The organism is Nocardia crassostreae (genome assembly GCF_001613405.1).
In the GTDB taxonomy this organism is placed as follows: Bacteria; Actinomycetota; Actinomycetes; order Mycobacteriales; family Mycobacteriaceae; genus Nocardia; species Nocardia crassostreae.
In genome coordinates this window covers 269339-288025 of the sequence record NZ_BDCH01000014.1, presented here as the reverse complement: position 1 = coordinate 288025, position 18687 = coordinate 269339, and the positions used below count along the sequence as shown (strand labels likewise).

At 70.2% G+C, this 18687-nt stretch carries 19 protein-coding genes and 1 pseudogene; 16 read left to right on the top strand and 4 right to left on the bottom strand.

What is annotated here, in order from left to right; genetic code table 11:
- Positions 1 to 22: 22 nt before the first annotated feature.
- The 10 genes and pseudogenes from NC4_RS13915 (at position 23) to NC4_RS13880 (ending at position 9069) form a co-directional block, all read left to right on the top strand.
- On the top strand, positions 23 to 820 hold the full coding sequence (locus NC4_RS13915; protein WP_067537389.1) for an SDR family oxidoreductase: 798 nt from the start codon (positions 23 to 25) through the stop codon (positions 818 to 820).
- 79 nt (positions 821 to 899) lie between these two features.
- A complete protein-coding gene (gene dinB / locus NC4_RS13910) occupies positions 900 to 2120 on the top strand; it encodes a DNA polymerase IV (RefSeq protein WP_067537386.1) in 1221 nt (406 codons plus the stop codon).
- A 135-nt stretch (positions 2121 to 2255) separates the two neighbouring features.
- Positions 2256 to 3122, top strand: coding sequence for an SDR family NAD(P)-dependent oxidoreductase (locus NC4_RS13905; RefSeq protein ID WP_245721677.1), 867 nt, complete (start codon positions 2256 to 2258; stop codon positions 3120 to 3122).
- A gap of 144 nt (positions 3123 to 3266) precedes the next feature.
- A complete protein-coding gene (locus NC4_RS13900; protein ID WP_218021085.1) occupies positions 3267 to 4091 on the top strand; it encodes an arginase family protein in 825 nt (274 codons plus the stop codon).
- Between the two features lie 73 nt (positions 4092 to 4164).
- A complete protein-coding gene (locus NC4_RS13895) occupies positions 4165 to 5019 on the top strand; it encodes a CAP domain-containing protein (protein ID WP_067537384.1) in 855 nt (284 codons plus the stop codon).
- Between the two features lie 158 nt (positions 5020 to 5177).
- Positions 5178 to 5846, top strand: a complete 669-nt coding sequence (locus NC4_RS42580) for a hypothetical protein (protein ID WP_245721676.1) — start codon at positions 5178 to 5180, stop codon at positions 5844 to 5846.
- Positions 5847 to 6092: 246 nt separating this feature from the next.
- Complete coding sequence (locus NC4_RS42575) at positions 6093 to 6377, top strand: tyrosine-type recombinase/integrase (RefSeq protein ID WP_245721675.1); 285 nt, start codon at positions 6093 to 6095, stop codon at positions 6375 to 6377.
- A 241-nt stretch (positions 6378 to 6618) separates the two neighbouring features.
- Positions 6619 to 7548, top strand: a pseudogene (locus tag NC4_RS43940) (amidase); the annotation flags it as partial.
- Between the two features lie 122 nt (positions 7549 to 7670).
- The gene (locus NC4_RS43935) at positions 7671 to 8075 is read left to right on the top strand and encodes an amidase family protein (RefSeq protein WP_281186288.1); all 405 of its coding nucleotides are present in this window, start codon (positions 7671 to 7673) and stop codon (positions 8073 to 8075) included.
- A 217-nt stretch (positions 8076 to 8292) separates the two neighbouring features.
- Complete coding sequence (locus NC4_RS13880) at positions 8293 to 9069, top strand: NAD(P)H-dependent flavin oxidoreductase (RefSeq protein WP_245721674.1); 777 nt, start codon at positions 8293 to 8295, stop codon at positions 9067 to 9069.
- A gap of 4 nt (positions 9070 to 9073) precedes the next feature.
- Here NC4_RS13880 and NC4_RS13875 read toward each other — a convergent pair whose 3' ends face one another.
- Both NC4_RS13875 and NC4_RS13870 read right to left on the bottom strand, forming a co-directional pair.
- Positions 9074 to 9940, bottom strand: coding sequence for a class II glutamine amidotransferase (locus NC4_RS13875; protein WP_067537382.1), 867 nt, complete (start codon positions 9938 to 9940; stop codon positions 9074 to 9076).
- A gap of 62 nt (positions 9941 to 10002) precedes the next feature.
- Positions 10003 to 10455, bottom strand: coding sequence for a helix-turn-helix transcriptional regulator (locus NC4_RS13870; RefSeq protein ID WP_067538049.1), 453 nt, complete (start codon positions 10453 to 10455; stop codon positions 10003 to 10005).
- A 413-nt stretch (positions 10456 to 10868) separates the two neighbouring features.
- Here NC4_RS13870 and NC4_RS13865 point away from each other — a divergent pair, with 413 nt between their 5' ends.
- The 4 genes from NC4_RS13865 (at position 10869) to NC4_RS13850 (ending at position 14794) form a co-directional block, all read left to right on the top strand.
- Positions 10869 to 11282 (top strand): hypothetical protein, encoded by a 414-nt coding sequence (locus NC4_RS13865; protein ID WP_067537380.1) that lies wholly within the window; start codon positions 10869 to 10871, stop codon positions 11280 to 11282.
- A gap of 27 nt (positions 11283 to 11309) precedes the next feature.
- Positions 11310 to 11897: a class I SAM-dependent methyltransferase gene (locus tag NC4_RS13860; protein WP_067537377.1), complete on the top strand. Its 588-nt coding sequence runs from the start codon at positions 11310 to 11312 to the stop codon at positions 11895 to 11897.
- An 8-nt stretch (positions 11898 to 11905) separates the two neighbouring features.
- Positions 11906 to 13231, top strand: coding sequence for a family 1 glycosylhydrolase (locus tag NC4_RS13855; protein ID WP_067537374.1), 1326 nt, complete (start codon positions 11906 to 11908; stop codon positions 13229 to 13231).
- A gap of 228 nt (positions 13232 to 13459) precedes the next feature.
- On the top strand, positions 13460 to 14794 hold the full coding sequence (locus NC4_RS13850; RefSeq protein ID WP_067537372.1) for a family 1 glycosylhydrolase: 1335 nt from the start codon (positions 13460 to 13462) through the stop codon (positions 14792 to 14794).
- A 10-nt stretch (positions 14795 to 14804) separates the two neighbouring features.
- Here NC4_RS13850 and NC4_RS13845 read toward each other — a convergent pair whose 3' ends face one another.
- On the bottom strand, positions 14805 to 15533 hold the full coding sequence (locus NC4_RS13845) for a MerR family transcriptional regulator (protein ID WP_245721673.1): 729 nt from the start codon (positions 15531 to 15533) through the stop codon (positions 14805 to 14807).
- A 102-nt stretch (positions 15534 to 15635) separates the two neighbouring features.
- Here NC4_RS13845 and NC4_RS13840 point away from each other — a divergent pair, with 102 nt between their 5' ends.
- Positions 15636 to 17210 carry a GMC family oxidoreductase N-terminal domain-containing protein gene (locus tag NC4_RS13840; protein ID WP_067537369.1) on the top strand — a complete coding sequence of 525 codons (1575 nt, stop codon included), beginning with the start codon at positions 15636 to 15638 and terminating at the stop codon, positions 17208 to 17210.
- Between the two features lie 157 nt (positions 17211 to 17367).
- Here the strand turns inward: NC4_RS13840 and NC4_RS13835 are convergent, their stop codons facing one another.
- A complete protein-coding gene (locus NC4_RS13835; RefSeq protein WP_067537366.1) occupies positions 17368 to 17847 on the bottom strand; it encodes an HAD family hydrolase in 480 nt (159 codons plus the stop codon).
- A 258-nt stretch (positions 17848 to 18105) separates the two neighbouring features.
- Here NC4_RS13835 and NC4_RS13830 point away from each other — a divergent pair, with 258 nt between their 5' ends.
- Positions 18106 to 18663, top strand: coding sequence for a DUF2599 domain-containing protein (locus NC4_RS13830; RefSeq protein ID WP_067537363.1), 558 nt, complete (start codon positions 18106 to 18108; stop codon positions 18661 to 18663).
- Positions 18664 to 18687 lie beyond the last annotated feature (24 nt).

Genomic DNA, 18687 nt, shown 5'->3' with positions numbered 1-18687 from the left:
CCCGCCCGCGGAAGGAGGGCACATGTCCGAGCACGCGGTGTTCGTCACCGGCGCCGGAGCCGGGATCGGGCGCGCCATCGCGCAGCGGTTCGCGGCCGCGGGGTGGACGGTCGGGCTCTACGATATCGACGCCGCCGCCGCGGAAACGGTCGCCGCCGAGATCGGCGGCCCGACGGTCACCGGGAGCTTCGACGTGACCGATCCCACGGGCTGGCAGGACGCCCTGGCCGGGTTCACCGCGGCGACCGGGCGCCTGGATGTGCTGGTGAACAATGCCGGAATCCTGGTGTCGGGGGCATTCGGGGAGATTCCGCTGGCCGCCCAGCATCGCGTGCTCGACGTGAACCTCAAGGGCGTGCTCAATGGCTGTCATTGCGCGCTGCCGTATCTGCGGGCGACCCCGGGCAGCCGCGTGGTGAACCTGGCCTCGGCCTCGGCGCTCTACGGCCAGCCCGGTCTGGCCGCCTACGCGGCGTCCAAGGCGGCGGTGCGCAGCCTCACCGAGGCCCTGGATCTGGAATGGCGCCATCTCGGCATCGGGGTGTCGGATGTGCTGCCGCTGTTCGTGGCCACCGACATGATGGACGCGGTGAATCGCGGTGCGGACAGTGCAAAGTCGCTCGGCGTGCACCTCACGGCCGCCGATGTGGCCGAGCAGGTGTGGCACGCCGCGACCCGCACCCGGGCCTTGGACCCGCATCAGCTCGTCGGGTGGCAGACCAAACTGCTCAATGCGGGCATGACGATCAGTCCGGGCTGGCTCAACCGGTTCGTGGTCGGGCGGCTCTCGCATGCCGACACGCTCGGCGAGCCACGCTGAGGATTCGATTCCGCACCCGGCACCGATTCGAACATGTGATCGATTCGACGGCGGGTATTCCGCCCTCGTATGCGAACATATGTTCGCGTCGGGATCCGAGGGAGGTGGTCGGCGCCCCGCGCGGGCGTCGATTCTGCATGCGGATCTGGACTCGTTCTATGCCTCGGTCGAACAGCGCGACAATCCGCGCTTGCGGGGGCGGCCGGTGATCGTGGGCGGCGGGGTGGTGCTGGCGGCCAGTTACGAGGCCAAGGCGTTCGGGGTGCGGACGCCGATGAATGCCGGGCAGGCGCTGCGGCTGTGCCCCAACGCGATCGTGGTGCCGCCGCGCATGTCGGCGTATGCGCAGGCCAGTAATGCGGTGTTCGAGATATTCCGGGACACCACCCCGGAGGTGGAGGGGATCTCCATCGACGAGGCGTTCCTGGATGTGGGCGGTTTGTGGCGGATCGCGGGGACGCCGGTGGAGATCGCGCGGGCGCTGCGGGCGCGGGTGCGCACGGAGGTCGGGTTGCCGATCTCGGTGGGGGTGGCGCGCACCAAATTTCTGGCCAAGGTGGCCAGCGCGGTGTCCAAACCCGATGGGCTGCTGGAGGTTCCGCCGGAGGGGGAGCTGGCGTTCCTGCATCCGCTGCCGGTGGAGCGGTTGTGGGGCGTGGGCGAGGTGACCGCGCGGGAATTGCGCGAGCGCGGGATCACCACGGTCGGGCAGTTGGCGGAGATGGGTGAGGGGCCCCTGGCCGCGGCGCTGGGCGGCGCGTCGGGGCCGCATCTGCACGCGCTGTCGTGGGCGCGCGATCCGCGCCGCGTCGATACCGGGCGGCGGCGCCGGTCCATCGGCGCGCGCGCCCTCGGGCCGCGCCCGCGCGGCGACGACGAGATCGAGGCCTATCTGCACGGTCTGGCCGATCGGCTCGGGCGACGGCTGCGCGCCGCCGATCGACTGTGCCGAACGGTGGTGTTGCGCATGCGATTCGATGATTTCGGGCGCGCCACCCGCTCCCATACACTGGCCGAGGCCACCGACAGCGGCACGGCCATTCTGCGCGCGGCGCGCACCCTGCTCGACGCCGCGCTGCCCCTGATTCACGAGCGCGGGCTGACCCTGATCGGGCTGTCGCTGACCAATCTCGAGAACGCCGACAGCATGCAGCTCACCTTGCCGCTCGAGCCGCGCGGCGCCGCCACCCTCGACTCGACGCTGGACGCGCTGCACGACCGGTTCGGCGCGGGCGCGGTCACCCGGGCGGCGCTGCTGCGCCGGGGTGAGGGCATGTCGGTGCCCATGCTCCCGGACTGAAGGGCGCGCCTGGCGCAGGGAGTCCGCGACTTGTGCTGCTGCGTCCACACCTGGCTCGCCGATCCCGATTGTCACGTGATGGCGCGCGATACTCGCAGGTGTCACCCGATCGTTCACACACGAAGGGGAACAATCGTGACGACCATCGTGATGACCGGCGGCAGTTCCGGTTTCGGCGCACTCGCCGCCCAGCAGCTCGCGCGGTCCCCCGGCATGCGGCTGCTGCCGGGTGCGCGCTCCGCCGCCCCCGATACCCTCCCGCTGGATCTGGCCCGGCTGGATTCGGTGCGCGCCTTCGCCGCGCAGGTCCGCGCGCGCCTGGGCGATTCCCGCATCGACGTCCTGGTGTTGAATGCCGGGGGCATCCGGCCCGACGACACCGGCCGCACCCCCGACGGGTACGAAACCACCTTCGCCGTCAATCACCTCGCCCACTATCTGCTGCTGCGGCTGCTGCTGCCCGCCGTCGCCGACAAGGCGCGAATCATCCTGACCACCAGCGGAACCCACGATCCGGCCACCGGCGCGAGCCTGGCAGTCCCGCGCCACGCCGACGCCGAACTGCTGGCCCACCCCGACCGCGATCCGGAGCGCGATCCCCGTCCCGCCACAGCGGGCCAGCACGCCTACACCGCCGCCAAACTCTGCGCCGTGCTCACCGTGCGCGCCCTGCACGCGCACCCCGGCCTGCGGGCCCGCCATCTCACCGCGATCGCCTACGACCCGGGTCAGGTCTTCGGCACCGGGTTGGCGCGAGATCTGGCGCTGCCCCTGCGCATGGCATGGTCGGTGTTCGGTGGTCCGCTGGGCGCGCCCATCCGCCGCTTCAGCCCCACCCGCAATACGCGATCGGCCGCCGCCGACGCCCTGGCCAGTCTGGCCCTCGGCGCGGTCACACCTACGCCGCACTGCGCCGCGGCCACCTCACTTGGATCGACCCGTCCACTCTGGCCCGCGACGACGCACTGGCACAAGCACTGTGGACCGACAGCGCCCGCCTGACCGGAGTGCCCGCCGACATCACCTAGCCCCGAGGATCGCGTTCCGTCGGCAGAACCGTTGCCCGGCAAGTGGTTACGGAGCCCGATGCCGCGATTTCGCGCGAAATCGGTGGATCGCGGCCGCTGCCGGGTGCAGACTCGGGAGGTGATCGATCCCCGTCGTGTTCTCGTGGTACCGCAGTGGAAAGGATCCGGTTCCGCACAGGCCCGGCTGGTGGCCGGTGGGGCCGACGTGCTCGCGGGACTGTTCCCCGGCGCGGCCCGCACCGTCGCCGACATCGATGCGGGGCCCGGGGATTTCGCGCAGGGCGTGCGGCATCTGAACGTGCTGGCCGCGGCGCGGGATGCGGTCGTGGACATCGTGCGCGAGTGGGGCGCCGACGGGGTGGTCACCGTCGGCGGGGACTGTGCGATCGAACTCGGGCCGATCGCGCAAGCGGTGGCCCGCCACGGCGACAAGCTGACGGTGGTGTGGTTCGACGCCCATCCCGATCTGAATTCACCGCAGACCTCGCCCTCGGGGGCGTTTCACGGGATGGTGCTGCGCACACTGCTCGGCGACGGCCCCGCCGCGCTGGTGCCGCCGCCCGAGCAGCGGCTGCATCCGGGCAAACTCGTCCTCGCGGGGGTGCGATCGTGGGATCCACCGGAACGGGAGTTCATCGCGGACAACGCGATTCGCTGGGTGCCGGTGCGGCAATTGCAGGATCCGGCGGCGCTGCTCGCGGCTGTCACCGCGACCGGAGCCGACAGCGTCTACCTCCATGTCGACGTCGATGTTCTCGATCCGGTCCATGTCAGCGGGCTGCTCTATCCCGAACCCGGCGGTGCGCATCCGCAGCGGCTGCGGGCGGTCCTCGACGCGCTCACCGAACGGTTCACCCTCGCCGGGCTCGGCATCACCGAGTACTCCCCGCCGCCGGGCACCGCCCGCCCCGATCCCGGATTGCGGGCCCTGTTCGCCGATTAGTCCGCGGCGAGAAACCGGTTAGTCGCCCTCCGCATTCTTTGTGCAAATCCCGCTACCAGCACAAGGAATCACCATGACGTTCAAGTCCACCGCCCTCGCCCTCGCCATCACCGCGAGCGCCGGGCTGTTCGCGCTGCCGGTCGCCTCGGCGACTCCGGTCACCAACTGCGATGTCGACGCCGCCGCGCTCGCGCTCAGCAGTGAGGAGACCGAGGTCTTCGACAAGATCAACGACGTGCGCGCCGAGAACGGCCTGAGCAAGGTCACCCACTCCGAGACCCTGGCCCGCCCGGCCGAATGGGCCAGCAACGACAGCGCCGCGCGCGGCGCCTCCCCGGCCGACCACGTCGACACCCTGGGCCGCGATATCGCCACCCGCTTCACCCAGTGCGGTGTGCCCAGCTCGTCGAAGATCGCCGAAATCAACTTCTACGGCACCAATGTGGAGGCCACCGACGCGCTGAACTTCTGGTGGAACTCCGCCGGGCACAAGGCGATCATGCTCGACGGCCAGCTCGATCAGGTCGGCGTCGCGGTCATCTACGAGGGCGATCTGCGGCACTGGACGGTCACCTTCGCCAACAGCGGCGGCGCCGCCGAGCCGCCGAAGGCCGAGCCGCAGAAGAAGGAGACCACGGTCTACCGCAACAACCTGACCGGCGCCCAGCATCAGGCCGAATTCGATTCGCTGCTGGGCCAGGGCTATCGGCTGACCCAGGTGCGCGGCTACGAGGTCGACGGTGCGTCACGGTTCGTCGGCATCTGGGAGAAGAACGACGGCCGGGCCTGGGAGGCGCGCCACGATCTGTCCGAGGACGCCTACTGCGCCACCGCCAACCAGCTGACCGCCGCCGGGTACACCCTCGTGCACGCGCACTACTACCAGGTGGGCAACGAGCACCGGGTGGCCGCCATCTGGAACAAGTAAGCATCTCGTCCTGCTGCCGCGGCTCTCACCCGAGGGCCGCGGCAGCGGTGTGTCCGGGTGCGGGTGTGGCGCGATTGTGGTTCGGGGACGGGCGAATACGATCGATCCGACAGTCCGGCCGCGGGGCCGGAGCCGACCGGATCCGTGAAGAGACCGATGTGACCGAGGAACAGGGCGTGACCGTGGAAACCCGCTCCACCGCTGTGGCGCTGCCGGATTCGGTGCGCACCGAACTGCGGCGCGGAGTGCGCAGCGTCCTGGTGGACGCGGTCGCGCTGCGGCTGGTGCGCGAACGCTTCGACAGCGAACAGGCCGGGGCGCTGGGCCGGTATCTGGAAGCCTCGCAATCGCCGAATACGATGCGCGCCTACCGGACCGATTGGGTGGCGTGGTCGGCGTGGTGCGCCGCCGAGGCCCGCCAGGCGCTGCCCGCCGACGCCCTCGATGTGGCGGTTTATCTGGCCGCGGCCGCCGACGCCCGCCGCGCGCGCGGCGAATGGGCGTTCAGCCCGGCCACTCTCGACCGCAAGGCCGCCGCCATCGCCGCGGTGCACGCCGCCAACGGGCTGGCCTCACCCACCCGCGCCGATGTGGTCCGGTTGACCCTGCGCGGTATTCGCCGCACCCGCCGCGCCCGGCCCACCCGCAAACGCCCCGTCCTGCTGCACACCCTCGACCAGCTGCTGGCCGAACTGCCCGCCGCCGTGACGCCCTGCTGCTGCTGGTCGGTTTCGCGGGGGCGCTGCGCCGCAGCGAGATCGCGGGGCTGCGCCTGGGCGATATCCAGGTCGACACCGACCACGCCCGTGGCGAACCGCTGCTGCTGATCCAGCTCCCCACCACCAAGACCGACCCCACCGGCATTACCGGACAACGCGTCGCCCTCCCGCGCGGTCAGCGCCCGCGCACCTGTCCGGTCTGCGCCTTCGCCGATTGGACCCGCCTGCTCGAAGCCCACCACACCCCCGGCCGCACCCTGCGCGCCTGGCTCACCGACCATCCGCCGCTCGATTCCCCCCATCCACCGCTGCCACGGTTTCACCGGGACGACCCTGTCCGACCCGCAGCTGCCGTTGTTCCCCACCATCTCCCGCCACGGCGCCATCGCCGTCACCCCCATGTCTGGGCGGGCCGTCGCCGAACTGATCAAGCGCTACGCCGCCCGCGCGGGCCTGGATCCCGCCCTGTTCTCCGGCCACTCGCTGCGCGCCGGGTTCGCCACCCAGGCCGCGCTCGGCGGCGCCAGCGACCGCGAGATCATGCGCCAGGGCCGCTGGTCCAACCCCCGCACCGTGCACGGCTACATTCGCACCGCGAATCCCTTGGAAGACAATGCCGTCACGAAATTGGGGCTTTAGGACACCAACCGGGAATTGCATCCGCTGCGGCACAGGGACGGCAGGATATTGAGACATCCCTCCCATTGTGCGAAGTGGCGTTTCATGGCCTGCGCCAATCGATTCGGCTCTGCCGACGCCGTGACCTGGGACATGACACAACGAGTGCGTCGATATGCGCTCAAGGTGACGCTGTTCGACTTTCCCGTTTGCGCGAAGTGGCATTCTATGTCCGCTGCGGCAGATCGATACCGTCGAATTCATGGAGTGGAGTTTTCGATCGGCCGAAGAACTTGCAGCTGCCTTGCGTGCCGGTGAGGTGACCTCGGTGGAGCTGACCGAGGAGGCGATCGCTCGTATCGAGCGCGACGACAAGGCGATCAACGCGATCTGTGTGCCGGATTTCGAGCGTGCGCGGGCCGCCGCGCGGCGTGCCGATGCGGCGCGTGCCCGCGGCGAGGATCGGCCGCTGCACGGTATTCCGGTGACGGTCAAGGAGTCCTACAACATGGCCGGGCTGCCCACGACCTGGGGCATGCCGCAGCACCGTGACTTCGTGCCCGCCGAGGACGCGGTGCAGGTGACGCGGCTCGAGGCCGCGGGCGCGGTGGTGCTCGGCAAGACCAATGTGCCGTTGGTGCTGCAGGATCTGCAGAGCTACAACGATATCTACGGCACCACCAACAACCCGTGGGATCACACGCGCACACCGGGCGGATCCTCCGGCGGATCGGCGGCGGCCCTCGCGGCCGGATTCGGCGCGCTGTCCCTCGGCTCCGACATCGGCGGTTCCCTGCGCACCCCCGCACACTTCTGCGGCATCTACGCCCACAAGCCGACCCTCGGCCTCGCGGCCCCCCGCGGCATGGTCGCACCGCCCGCACCCGCCCTGCCGACCGACCTCGACCTCGCCGTCGTCGGCCCGATGGCGCGCACCGCACGCGACCTCACCCTGCTGCTCGACGTCATGGCCGGACCGGACCCCCTGACCCTCGGCGTCGCCTACAACCTGACCCTGCCGCCCGCGCGCCACGAGCGACTCGCCGACTTCCGGGTCCTGGTTCTCGACGACCATCCCCTCATCCCCACCGGGGCCGCGGTGCGCGCCGCGGTGAACCGGGTGGCCGACACGCTCGCCGACGCCGGTGCCCGCATCGAACGGCACAGCCCGCTGCTGCCCGACCCGGTCGAAGCCGCCACCGTCTACACCCGGTTGCTGTTCTCGGGCTCCGGCGCCCGTTTCCCGACGACGCCTACGAACAGCTGCGGGCCCACGCCGCCGCCCTACCCGCCGAGGACCGAAGCCTCGACGCGGTGCGCCGACGCAGCCTGGTCTCGACCCATCGCGACTGGATCACAGCGAACACCCGTCGCGAACTCCACCGGCATGCCTGGCGGCGCCTGTTCACCGAGTTCGACGCCGTCCTCTGCCCGATCTCGCCCACCCCGGCCTTCCCGCACGACCACGACCCCGACCTGCTGGCCCGCCGCATCGACATCGACGGCGTCGAATTCCCCTACCTCGACCAGCTCGTCTGGGCCGGGGTGGCCACCATGCCCGGCCTGCCCGCCACCGCCATCCCCGCGGGCCGATCACCCGACGGCCTGCCGGTGGGCGTGCAACTCATCGGACCGATGTTCGAGGACCGCACCCCGCTGAAGCTGGCCGAACTGCTCGAACAGACGATCGGCGGGTTCACCCCGCCTCCGCGCGGGTGAAGCGCCACCGCGGCCGGACGGGGGCTGCGATGATGAATCGATGGGGCTGACAACGGCTTTCACGGCCATGTTCGGGGTGGAGCATCCAGTGGCGCTGGCGCCGATGGGTGGGATCGCGGGTGGGGCGCTGGCGGCGGGGGTGTAGGAAGGGGGTGGATTCGGGCTGGTCGGAGGTGGTCGGGGGGAGATCGAATGGCTCGAGCGGGAGTGGCGGATCGTGCGGCAGCGGACGTCGCGGCCGGTGGGGGTCGGGTTTCAGACATGGGCGATCGACGCGGCCGCCATCGAGTGGGCGATCGCGCGGGAACCGGCGGCGATCATGTTGTCGTTCGGGGATCCGCAGCCGCTCGCGGGGGCGGTGCGGGATGCGGGGATTCCCTTGCTGATTCAGGTGGGCGGGGTGGAGGGGGCGCGGCGGGCCCTGGACCTGGGGGTGGATGTGTTGATCGTGCAAGGGGGTGAGGCTGGAGGACATGGGGACGGGGTGCGGGGGACCTTGCCGTTGGTGCCCGCGGTGGTCGATGTGGCCGGGGAGACGCCGGTGCTGGCAGCGGGTGGGATCACCGATGGGCGGGGACTGGCGGCGGCGCTGGTGCTGGGGGCGGCGGGGGCGTTGCTGGGCACCAGGTTTCAGGCCACGCCGGAGGCGCTGATCAGTGGTGAGACGGCCAAGGCGCTGCTCGGGGCGAGCGGGGACGATACCGAACGCAATCGGGTGCTCGATCTGGCGCGCGGGTCCGCCTGGCCGCGCGAGTTTCCGGCGCGCACGCTGCGCAACGAATTCCTCGACCCGTGGCGGGATCGGGAGGCCGAGATGCGGGCCGATCCGCAAGCGGCGCAACGCGAATACCTGGCCGATCCGCAGGCCGCGCCGATCTGGGCGGGTGAGGGGGTGGGGCTGATCACCGCACTGGAATCGGCGGCCGATCTGGTCGCGCGCCTGGTCGGCGAGGCGGAACAGGCGATCGGGCGGGTGGCCGCGCCGCCGTGGTGAGCGTTCAAGCGCCGGATTGCGAAGCGGCCGCGGTGGTGTCGAGCTGGGCGAGGGAAAACAGTTGGCGCGGTGGGGAATCCAGGATGGTGGTCGTGCGGGCCCGCAGGGCGCCGTCGACGTGCAGCAGCTCACCCGGCGCCAGTGGCTGCCAGCCCGGATCGTCGTCCATGGTCTCACTGGCCACGACGACGGCCGGGTGATCGGCGAGACGGGTACTGCGCGCGTTGATTCCGCGACGGCCGGTGTGTTCGAGGCGATCACCGCCGTGGGCGTCGCCCGCGGCGCGGTCGAGCCAGAACAGCTCGTGGGTGTCGGGGTAGCGCAGCGCCCACAGATCGGTGGCGGTGGTGAGGATCAGGTTCAGGGCGTAGACGGGCAGCCGGTCGGCGATCCAGGCGACGGCGTCGGTGATGCCCGCGCTCACGTCACCGTCGTGGCGGTCGGTGCGCTCGGTGATGAGCGCGAAGAAGCGTTCGGAGTCGGTGTCGCCGTGCACCAGGGCGCGATAATCGCCGAGTTCGGCGTCGAGTGCGTCGAGACCCTGCAGGACGCCGTTGTGGGCGAAGAGCCGGTCGTGCTGGGTGAACGGGTGGGTGTTGCGTGCCTCGAGTCCGCCGGTCGAGGCGAAGCGGATGTGGGCGAGGAAGGTGGTCGATTCGCGCTCGTGCGCCTCTCGCGCGAACTGCGCGTCCCGATAGGCGGCGATCGGCTGCTTCTCCACCAGCGGTGATCCGTCGGCGGTGAAGGTTCCCAATCCCACACCGTCGGGCTCGCGCCTGCTCTGCCGCACCAGGCTGTCGGGCGCGTTCAGCAGCCAGAAGGTGGCCCGCACCCGCTGTGGCGCCGCGGTCAATCCGAACAACCGGCACATCGGCACTCCTCCTCGGCCTCCCCCGAGCGGATCCGCCCATCCTAATGCGCCCGGGCGCTGGCCTAATCGCAGCCGTCGGGCGGGATCTTGGGCAGCCCTTCGCTCAGGCGCAGTTTCTCGGCCATATTGGTGAGCAGATTCTGTGATTCCTCGCTCAGGTCGAACGCGCGCGCGGACAGGCGGCGCACCCCGGAGCCGTGCAGCCGGGTGAGCAGCCGCAGATCGTTGTCGATCTTGGCGGCGTAGCGGTCGCTGAAGAAGTAGTCCGGGCGCACGCGGAAGAACTTGGCCAGGGCGGCGACGGTCTGGTCGGAGACGTCGGTGCGCTGACCGGAGCGCAATTGGCTCAGGTAGGGCTTGGAGATGGGATAGCCCGCGGCGGTCAGCGCGGCCGCGACCTCGGCGGTGGTGTGCGGACGGCGACCCGACCGCGCGGTATCGAAGAGTTTGTTGAGCCGGGTCGCGAAATCGGTGTGATTCCAGGCGGACTCGGCGCCGGTGACGCGGCCGAGCAGGCTGTCGGCGTGTTCGGGCGGGACGCGATCGCGCGGCGGCGACAGGGGCGGCTCGAACGAGCCGTAGTCGAGCAGATGGACCACCCGGTCGGCCGGGTCGTCACCGGGGGTCTCGCCGCGCTCGTCGTCGTGGCTCATCACCGCTCCTCTCCACCGCACACCGCCGCGACCGTCATCGGTCGCTGTCGGCATATCGACAGCGACACGTTTTCGCTACAGCTCCCCCGAATCCGGATGCACCGGATGTATTCGACAAAAGCGTAGACGCAGGCACGGAGGAAACAGCAATCGAGGCCGACCCGCCGTCGGCGCGCCGGTACTCGCCCGGACGGCATTGTCCAGCAAACCTTCAGACTATTGATCTTGTAAATCATTCCTTGACAACATGATTCGCGTAAAGGCATCGTTTACATATGGCCGATGCACCCCAGCGAGATCCCGCCGACGAGCGCGCCGTTCTCGCAAAACTGTTGTCCACCAATGCCGAATTCCTCGCCGAGGTCCTGCACCCGGCCGCGGGCACGCCCACGCCCTCGGTGATGGCCGCGCTGCGGGCGGCGCGCAGTCTCGACAATGTCGTCGACGATGTGCTGCGCTCACTGGTCGCCCAGGCCCGCGCCGAGGGCCGCACCTGGGCCGAGGTCGGGGAGGTGTTCGGCACCTCGCGCCAGGCCGCGTTCCAGCGCTTCGGCGGCAGCGGTATGCCGCCGCTCCCGCACATCCCGCCGCTGCCCGAGATGCCGCCCATGCCACCGATGCCGGACATGCCGAAAATGCCGAACATTCCCGGCTGGCCGCCCAGCACGTCGTGGCGTCCGGGCGACTGAGCGCCACCGCGCACCAGGGGGACGACCATGACGACCGCGACCGGCGAAACCCGTTGCGAGGGAAGCGAACCGCCACCCGCCGCAGGCCACCGACCACACCGCCGCCTGCTCGCCGCCGCGCGCACCCGCTACGCCGAGGACCGCCTCGCCGACGCCGTCTGCACTGGGACCCGGCAGGTCGTGCTGATCGGGGCGGCCCTCGATACCTTCGCCGCGCACAATCCCTATCCGGATCTGCGGGTGTTCCGGATCGGCGGCGCGGAGTTCGAGATGGTGACCGCGGCACCGGATTTCGAGCGCGCGAGCCCGGCCTTCGTGATCGGGCTGGGCCCGCGCCGCGAGTGCGCCGAGGCGCTGGCGATCCTGCGCGGCGCCGGGCGGCTGGCCGCGGGCACCGAGATCGTCTTCGACTATCCGCCCGGCGCGGCGTCGGTGGTGGCGCAGTTCCTGCGCGACACGGGGTTCGCGGTGCTCAAGGATCTGGGGCCGCAGGCATTAGCCTCCCGATATCTCGATCTCGAGGTCGGCGCGGTGCATTCGGCCGAACCCCGTGTCGCGCGGGCGCGGGTCCGCAATAATGCTGGACGGCCGCCCAGTTCGCTTTCCGTCGGATGAGGAGTCCCATGCGACCGCACACCCGCCGCCACCGTCTCGCCGTCCTCGCCGCCACCGCACTGGCCGTGCTCGCCGGTGCCGCACCGGCGGCCGCGACGCCCGCACCGGCGCGGGTGCCCGCCCTCGGCGACGGGTTCCACTGGGGTGTGGCCGCCTCCGGATTCCAGTCCGAAGGCCATGCGCCCGACAGCAATTGGCTGCGCTACATCGCCGCGCATCCGGACTACGACCGGTATGGCAACAGCGTCGACTTCTACACCCGCTACGCCTCCGACATCGCCCTAGCGCAGGATCTGGGCGTCAACGTCTACCGCATCGGCATCGAATGGGCGCGCCTGCAACCGCAGGCGGGGGTGTGGGACGAGCGGGGATTCGCCTTCTACGACAAGGTCGTCGCCGCCATTCGCGCGGCCGGGATGCGGCCCATGCTGACCCTGGACCACTGGGTGCATCCGGGCTGGGCCGCCGCGCGCGGCGGCTGGAGCAGCCCGGACATGGTCGGGGACTGGCTGACCAATATGCGCCGGGTGGTGGACCGCTACGCGGGCGCCGATCCGCTGTGGGTGACCATCAACGAACCGGCCGCCTACCTGATGAACGAGGTCCGCAACGGCGGGCTGCCCGCGGGCGAACTGCTCACCATGCAGGATCGGCTCGCGGTGGCGCACAACAGCATCTACGACTACATCCACGCCGTGCAGCCCGGCGCCATGGTCACCAGCAATGTCGCCTACATTCCCGCCGCCGACGACGTGGTCAACGGCGCCATGCTGGACAAGATCGCCGCCAAGCTCGACTACCTCGGCATCGACTACTACTACGGTATGTCGCCGGACACCCTGGCCCGATACGGCGGCTTCGCGCAGTCGGCGCTGTGGCAGCTGCCATTGCAGGCCGACGGCATCTACTACACGCTGCGCCACTACTCGACACGCTTTCCGGGCCTGCCGCTCTACATCGTCGAGAACGGCATGCCCACCGAGAACGGCGCGCCGCGCGCCGACGGCTACACCCGCGCCGACGACCTGCGCGACACCCTGTACTGGATCCAGCGCGCCGCCGCCGACGGCATGAACATCATCGGCTACAACTACTGGAGCCTGACCGACAACTACGAATGGGGCTCCTACACCCCGCGTTTAGGCCTCTACACCGTCGATGTCCGCAACGATCCGAGCCTGACGCGCCGCCCCACCGACGCCGTCGACGCCTACCTCGCCCTCACCCGCGACGGCGGCGTGCCCGGCGACTACCTGCCCACCCGCGCCCCGGCCACCTGCTCGCTGGTGGACGCGCTGTCGAGCTGCACCGACCCGGTCACGCTGCCGCGCTGACGCCGGGCGCGCCCGCGCGACGGGGGAACGCAGCAGGTCCGGGCCGGAGCAGGAGCACACCGGGGCTTGCGACGGCATCTCGGCCGGTGCGGCGGCGCGGCCCGTCCAGGGTGCCGGGTGTGGGCGGTGGGGGGCGCGACACGCCGCGTCCTGCACGGGAATCCAGTTAACCGGCAGTTACGCTCCGATCGGGACATTGTCGACCCTCCGTCCCGAGGAGGAGTCCCGATGCGCACACGGCTGTCCCGCCTGGTCGCGGCCGCGCTCGCCGCGACCTCGACAGTGCTGCCGGTCGCCGGGATCGGCGCGGCCACCCCGCCCGCCGCCTCCGCGGCCACCCAAAGCGTGCTGGGTCCGGACTTCTTCTGGGGCGTGGCGGCGTCGGGATTCCAGTCCGAAGGGCATTCCGCCGACAGCAACTGGCTGCGCTACATCGAGGCCAATCCCGGCTGGGACCGCTACGCCGAGGCCATCGACTTCCGCTCCCGCTACCCCAACGACATCGCGCTCGCGGCCTGGCTGGGGGTGAAGGTGTTCCGGGTGGGCATCGAATGGGCGCGGCTGCAACCCACTCCGGATCGCTGGGACGAGGCGGGTTTCGCCTTCTACGACGATCTCGTCGCCACCATCGTGCAGGCGGGCATGCGGCCCATGCTGACCCTGGACCACTGGGTGTATCCGGGCTGGGCCGCGGCGCGCGGCGGCTGGCGCAATCCCGGCATGGTCGAGGACTGGCTGGCCAATATGCGCATGGTCGTGGACCGCTATGCGGCGCTGAATCCGGTGTGGGTCACCGTGAACGAGCCGGTCGCCTACATCATGCACGAGGTGCGCCAGAACGATCAGAATCCCGAGGAGATGCTCGACCGCCTGGCCGCGGTGCACAACGGCGCCTACGACTACATCCATTCCGTGCAGCCCGGCGCCCAGGTCACCAGCAATGTCGGCTATGTCGCGGGTGCCGAATCGCGGGTCAACGGCCCGCTCATCGACCGCATCGGCGACAAGCTCGATTTCGTCGGCGTCGACTACTACTTCGGCCTGGCCTCCGAGGACGCCGACACCGTCGCCCAAGCCGACGGCTCGGTGCCCCCGCCGGTGGGCATGTGGGACCTGCCGGTGCGCCCCGAGGGCATCTACTATGCGCTGCAACACTATTCGCGCCTGTTCCCGGACAAGCCGCTGTGGATCGTCGAGAACGGCATGCCCACCGAGGACGGTAAACCCCGCGCCGACGGCTACACCCGCTCCGATCACCTGCGCGACACCGTCTACTGGCTGCAACGCGCCAAGGCCGACGGCATGAACATCATCGGCTACAACTACTGGAGCCTGACCGACAACTACGAATGGGGCTCCTATACCCCGCGTTTCGGCCTGTTCACCGTCGATGTCCTGGCCGACCCGAACCTCGCCCGCCGCCCCACCGAGGCCGTCGACACCTACCGTCAGATCGTCACCCACAACGGCGTGGCCCCGTCCTATCGCCCCGTGCGCGCCCCCTCCGACTGCCATCTGGTCGATCCCCCCGCCAGCTGCGACTCCCCCGTCACGGTCCCCTGACCGGATCCGTTCAGGGGCGGTCGAGTTCGCGGGCGGCGCGTTCGATTTCGGTGACCAGGGTGGCGCCACCGACCTCGCGGGCGGCGGCGCGGAAGCGATCCCGGAAGCGGTCCAGGTCGATGTCGATGTCCTCGCCGCCGTAGCTGGTGGTGGCGGCCGCGCGGAAGACGCGGACCATATCGTCGGCGAGGGCGGCGATATGGGTGCGGATGAGTTCGCGCAGGGTGCCCGAGAGGGAGATGTCGGTGCCGACGTCGTAGAGGACCAGGGCGCCGGTCAGCATGGCCGGTTCGGGGATGTGCCAGCCGCCCGGTGCGCTCCGCAGGTAGGCCTCGGCCAAGAGCTCGTCGAGGATGTCGCCGCGGCGGTCGCCCAGCAGCTCGGACAGGTACTCGTCGGTGACGGTCACGGGAGCGGCGGCCGGGTCGGAGTAGCGTGGATCGAACACCGCGCGCCAGTCGCCGTCGCGGGCGGACTCGGCGTCGAAGACCGCGCGGATGGCGTCCAGGCGCAGACCGCGCGCCTGCATGGCGGCGATGGCGGTCAGGCGTTCCAGATGCTCGTCGGTGTAGACCGCTTCCTTGCCCACGCGGCCGGGCTTGGGCAGCACGCCCAGGGAGTGGTAGTAGCGGATGGTGCGGGCGGGCACGCCACTGCGTTCGGCCAGTTGCGGGCGGCTGTAGCGGCCCGCCTCCGCGGCACTGTCTCGATCCGCCTGCACGGTGCTGTGTCGGTCCACGCGAAACAGCATAGAGAGCACATGCCACTAAAGTTGACAGTGGCAACTGTCCGCGTTAGCGTAACCGCCGCCACACTGTCGACGACGACAAGGGAGTTTGTGATGACCCGACCCGACACCGATTTCGACGTGCTCATCGTCGGGTCCGGCTTCGGCGGCAGCGTGACCGCCCTGCGACTGGTGGAGAAGGGCTACCGGGTCGGCGTCCTCGAGGCCGGGGCCCGCTACGCCGATGACGAACTCCCCGAAACCAGTTGGGACCTGCGCAAATTCCTGTGGGCGCCGAAACTGGGCTGCTACGGCATCCAGCGCATCCACCCGCTGCGCGATGTGCTCATCCTGGTCGGTGCGGGCGTGGGCGGCGGCTCGCTCAACTACGCCAACACCCTCTACGTGCCGCCGCAGCCGTTCTTCGCGGATGCGCAGTGGCGCGAGATCACCGACTGGCGCGACGAACTCATGCCCTATTACGAGCAGGCGCAGAAGATGCTCGGCGTGGTCCGCAATCCGCACCTGACCCCGGCCGACGGGGTGTTCAAACAGGTCGCCGAGGACATGGGCGTGGGCGACACGTTCGTGCAGACCCCGGTCGGGGTGTTCTTCGGCGAGGCCGGAAAGACCGTCGCCGACCCGTATTTCGGCGGCGCGGGCCCGCAGCGCACCGGATGCATCGAATGCGGGGAATGCATGACCGGCTGCCGCCACAATGCCAAGAACACCCTGGTCAAGAACTACCTGTATCTGGCGGAAAAGGCCGGGGCGCAGATCGTTCCGATGACCACGGTGACCGCGGTGCGGCCGCATACCGACGGCGCCTGGGAGGTCGACACCGCCCGCACCGGCGCCTGGTTCCGCAAGCAGCCGCACACCTACACCGCCGGGCACGTGGTGCTGGCGGCGGGCACCCGCGGCACCCAGCAGCTGCTGTTCGCCATGCGCGATCGCGCGATCCTGCCCGCGCTGTCCCCGCGCCTGGGCATGCTGACGCGCACCAATTCCGAATCCATCGTCGGCGCGGCCACCCGCAAGGTCGACCCGGCACGCGATTTCACCCGCGGGGTCGCCATCACCTCCTCCATCCATCCCACCCCCGACACCCATATCGAGCCGGTCCGTTACGGCAAGGGCTCCAATGCGATGGGCCTGCTGCAGACCCTCATGGTCGACGGCGGCGGCCGCGTCCCGCGCTGGCTGCGTTTCCTGGGCACGGTGCTGCTGCATCCGTTGACGCTGGTGCAGTTCATGTCGGTGAAGAACTGGAGCGAGCGCACCATCATCTCCCTGGTGATGCAGCATCTGGACAACTCCATCACCACCTACACCAAGCGTGGCCTGTTCGGCCGCAAGCTCACCTCCAAACAGGGCCACGGCGAACCGAATCCGACCTGGATCCCGGTCGGCAACCAGGTCACCCGTGCGGTCGCCGACCAGATCGACGGCGCCGCGGTCTCGGCCAACCTGGGCGTGAACCCGTCACTGACCATCACCGCCCAGGCCGAACGCGCCGCGGCCCTGTGGCCCAACAAGGGCGAGATCGACACCCGTCCCGCCCAGGGCACCGGCTACCAGCGCATCGCCCCGGTCGCCCCGCGTCAGCCGGTGGTCCCCGCGAGCGCGCCCGCCGCGCTGGTGCTCCCGATCGTCCGGATCACCAGCGGGGACATGGAATCCGCGTAAGCGCGCCGAATCCGAAACATCGCCGACCGGGAACTGGTGGCGCGCGTCTCTCGCGCAATGCCGCCACCAGTTCCCGGTTGGCGTCGTTTCACTCGCTGCGACAATGCCACGGGCGCAACCGGTTCGACGGGCGGCACGCGGTGGCGGGGTGCGACGCTCAGCGGGCGTGGATGTGGGCGAAGCCCATGGGTGAGGTGGGTGGGGGGACGTCGCCGACGGGGGCGCGGAATTCCTGGAGCGCCGGAAGAACATCCACGTGGCGGGCGGCGTAGCAGCGGACCTGCGGGAGGGCGTGGGCGACCTCGCTGCGTTCGAGCGGCTCGGAGTCGATGTAGCCGACCTGTTCGAGGTCCACGCCCAGGGTGGCCGCGATGCGGGAGATGGCCGCGGACTTGCGGCCCCAGCCGACCTCGATGACCGCGAAGCGTTCCAGATGCGCGTAGCGGCGCAGGTGTTCGAGGGTCCAGGAGTGCTCGCCGCGGCTGGCGACGGCGTGCATGACGCCGCGCTCGGCGAGAATGCGCAGGGAGCGGACGGCATCGGGGCGGGGGGCGCCGGCGCTGGAATCGCTCACCACGCCGTCCCATAGCGTGTTGTCCGGTTCCCAGACAAGACATTTCACAGTCGGCGTTGTCACATCCTGCCCCTACGGTCGATCCAGCGGAGCCGCTCTCGCGGTGGGCGCCGCGGTCCTCCGGCGCCCGGGTGGTGGAGAGCCCCGGGTTTCGGGAACTATCCGCCGCGTGACATCGTAGGGGCTGTCTGGGCCACAGTGCCACCGCTGGCAAATCCGCGAGGCCCTCGATTCGTCGGCGATGATGGAATCGTGATCGGCCGATTACGGTCGGCACTGCTGGTCGGACACGGTGAGTGACCGAAGAGAGGGGCAAGGCCCATGCGGCAGTGGCGGAAACTATCGGGTGGCCTGATCGCGCTCTCGCTGACACTGGTACTAACCGCGTGCGGCGCGGCCGAGGAGTCCGCGCCCGTGGTGGTCGGCTCCATCGAGGAACAGCCCGCGCCCGTACCCCTCGAATCGGCCACCCAGGCCGTGCCCGCCACCACGCCCGCGGGCAGCGGATCGGGCGCCGATCCGATCGTGCCGCCCACCGGCGCGCCCGTCCCCACCGCGGACCCCTACGCCGATCAGGCCCTCATCGACCGCACCGAATGGACCGACACCGTCGACGGCCCCCGCCTGCTGATCTACCCCACCGAAGCCGGGCGCCTGGACACCTTCCCCACCGCCGGGGAACGCGCCTGGCAGCAAGTCCTCACCGCCGATCCCGACTCCGACACCCCCGGTATGCGCGACCAATTCATCTGCCACTGGGACTGGGCGCGCGTGGTCGCGTCCAACAAGACCAGCTGGAACATCGAGCCCTGGCGTCCGGCCGTCGGCTATCAGCAAACCGTCGACGCCCTGTGCAATCCGGGCGGCCCCGAACGCTGAGCGCCCGCACCGGCGGCGCGGGTC

Bases quoted from the DNA above. Each gene is read 5' to 3' on its own strand.
- NC4_RS13915 (WP_067537389.1), top strand. From the start codon at position 23: ATGTCCGAGCACGCGGTGTTCGTCACCGGCGCCGGAGCCGGGATCGGG.
- NC4_RS13830 (WP_067537363.1), top strand. From the start codon at position 18,106: ATGCGGCAGTGGCGGAAACTATCGGGTGGCCTGATCGCGCTCTCGCTG.
- NC4_RS13855 (WP_067537374.1), top strand. From the start codon at position 11,906: ATGCGACCGCACACCCGCCGCCACCGTCTCGCCGTCCTCGCCGCCACC.
- NC4_RS13860 (WP_067537377.1), top strand. From the start codon at position 11,310: ATGACGACCGCGACCGGCGAAACCCGTTGCGAGGGAAGCGAACCGCCA.
- dinB (WP_067537386.1), top strand. From the start codon at position 900: ATGTTCGCGTCGGGATCCGAGGGAGGTGGTCGGCGCCCCGCGCGGGCG.
- NC4_RS13895 (WP_067537384.1), top strand. From the start codon at position 4,165: ATGACGTTCAAGTCCACCGCCCTCGCCCTCGCCATCACCGCGAGCGCC.
- NC4_RS13865 (WP_067537380.1), top strand. From the start codon at position 10,869: ATGGCCGATGCACCCCAGCGAGATCCCGCCGACGAGCGCGCCGTTCTC.
- NC4_RS13875 (WP_067537382.1), bottom strand. From the start codon at position 9,940: ATGTGCCGGTTGTTCGGATTGACCGCGGCGCCACAGCGGGTGCGGGCC.
- NC4_RS13840 (WP_067537369.1), top strand. From the start codon at position 15,636: ATGACCCGACCCGACACCGATTTCGACGTGCTCATCGTCGGGTCCGGC.
- NC4_RS13850 (WP_067537372.1), top strand. From the start codon at position 13,460: ATGCGCACACGGCTGTCCCGCCTGGTCGCGGCCGCGCTCGCCGCGACC.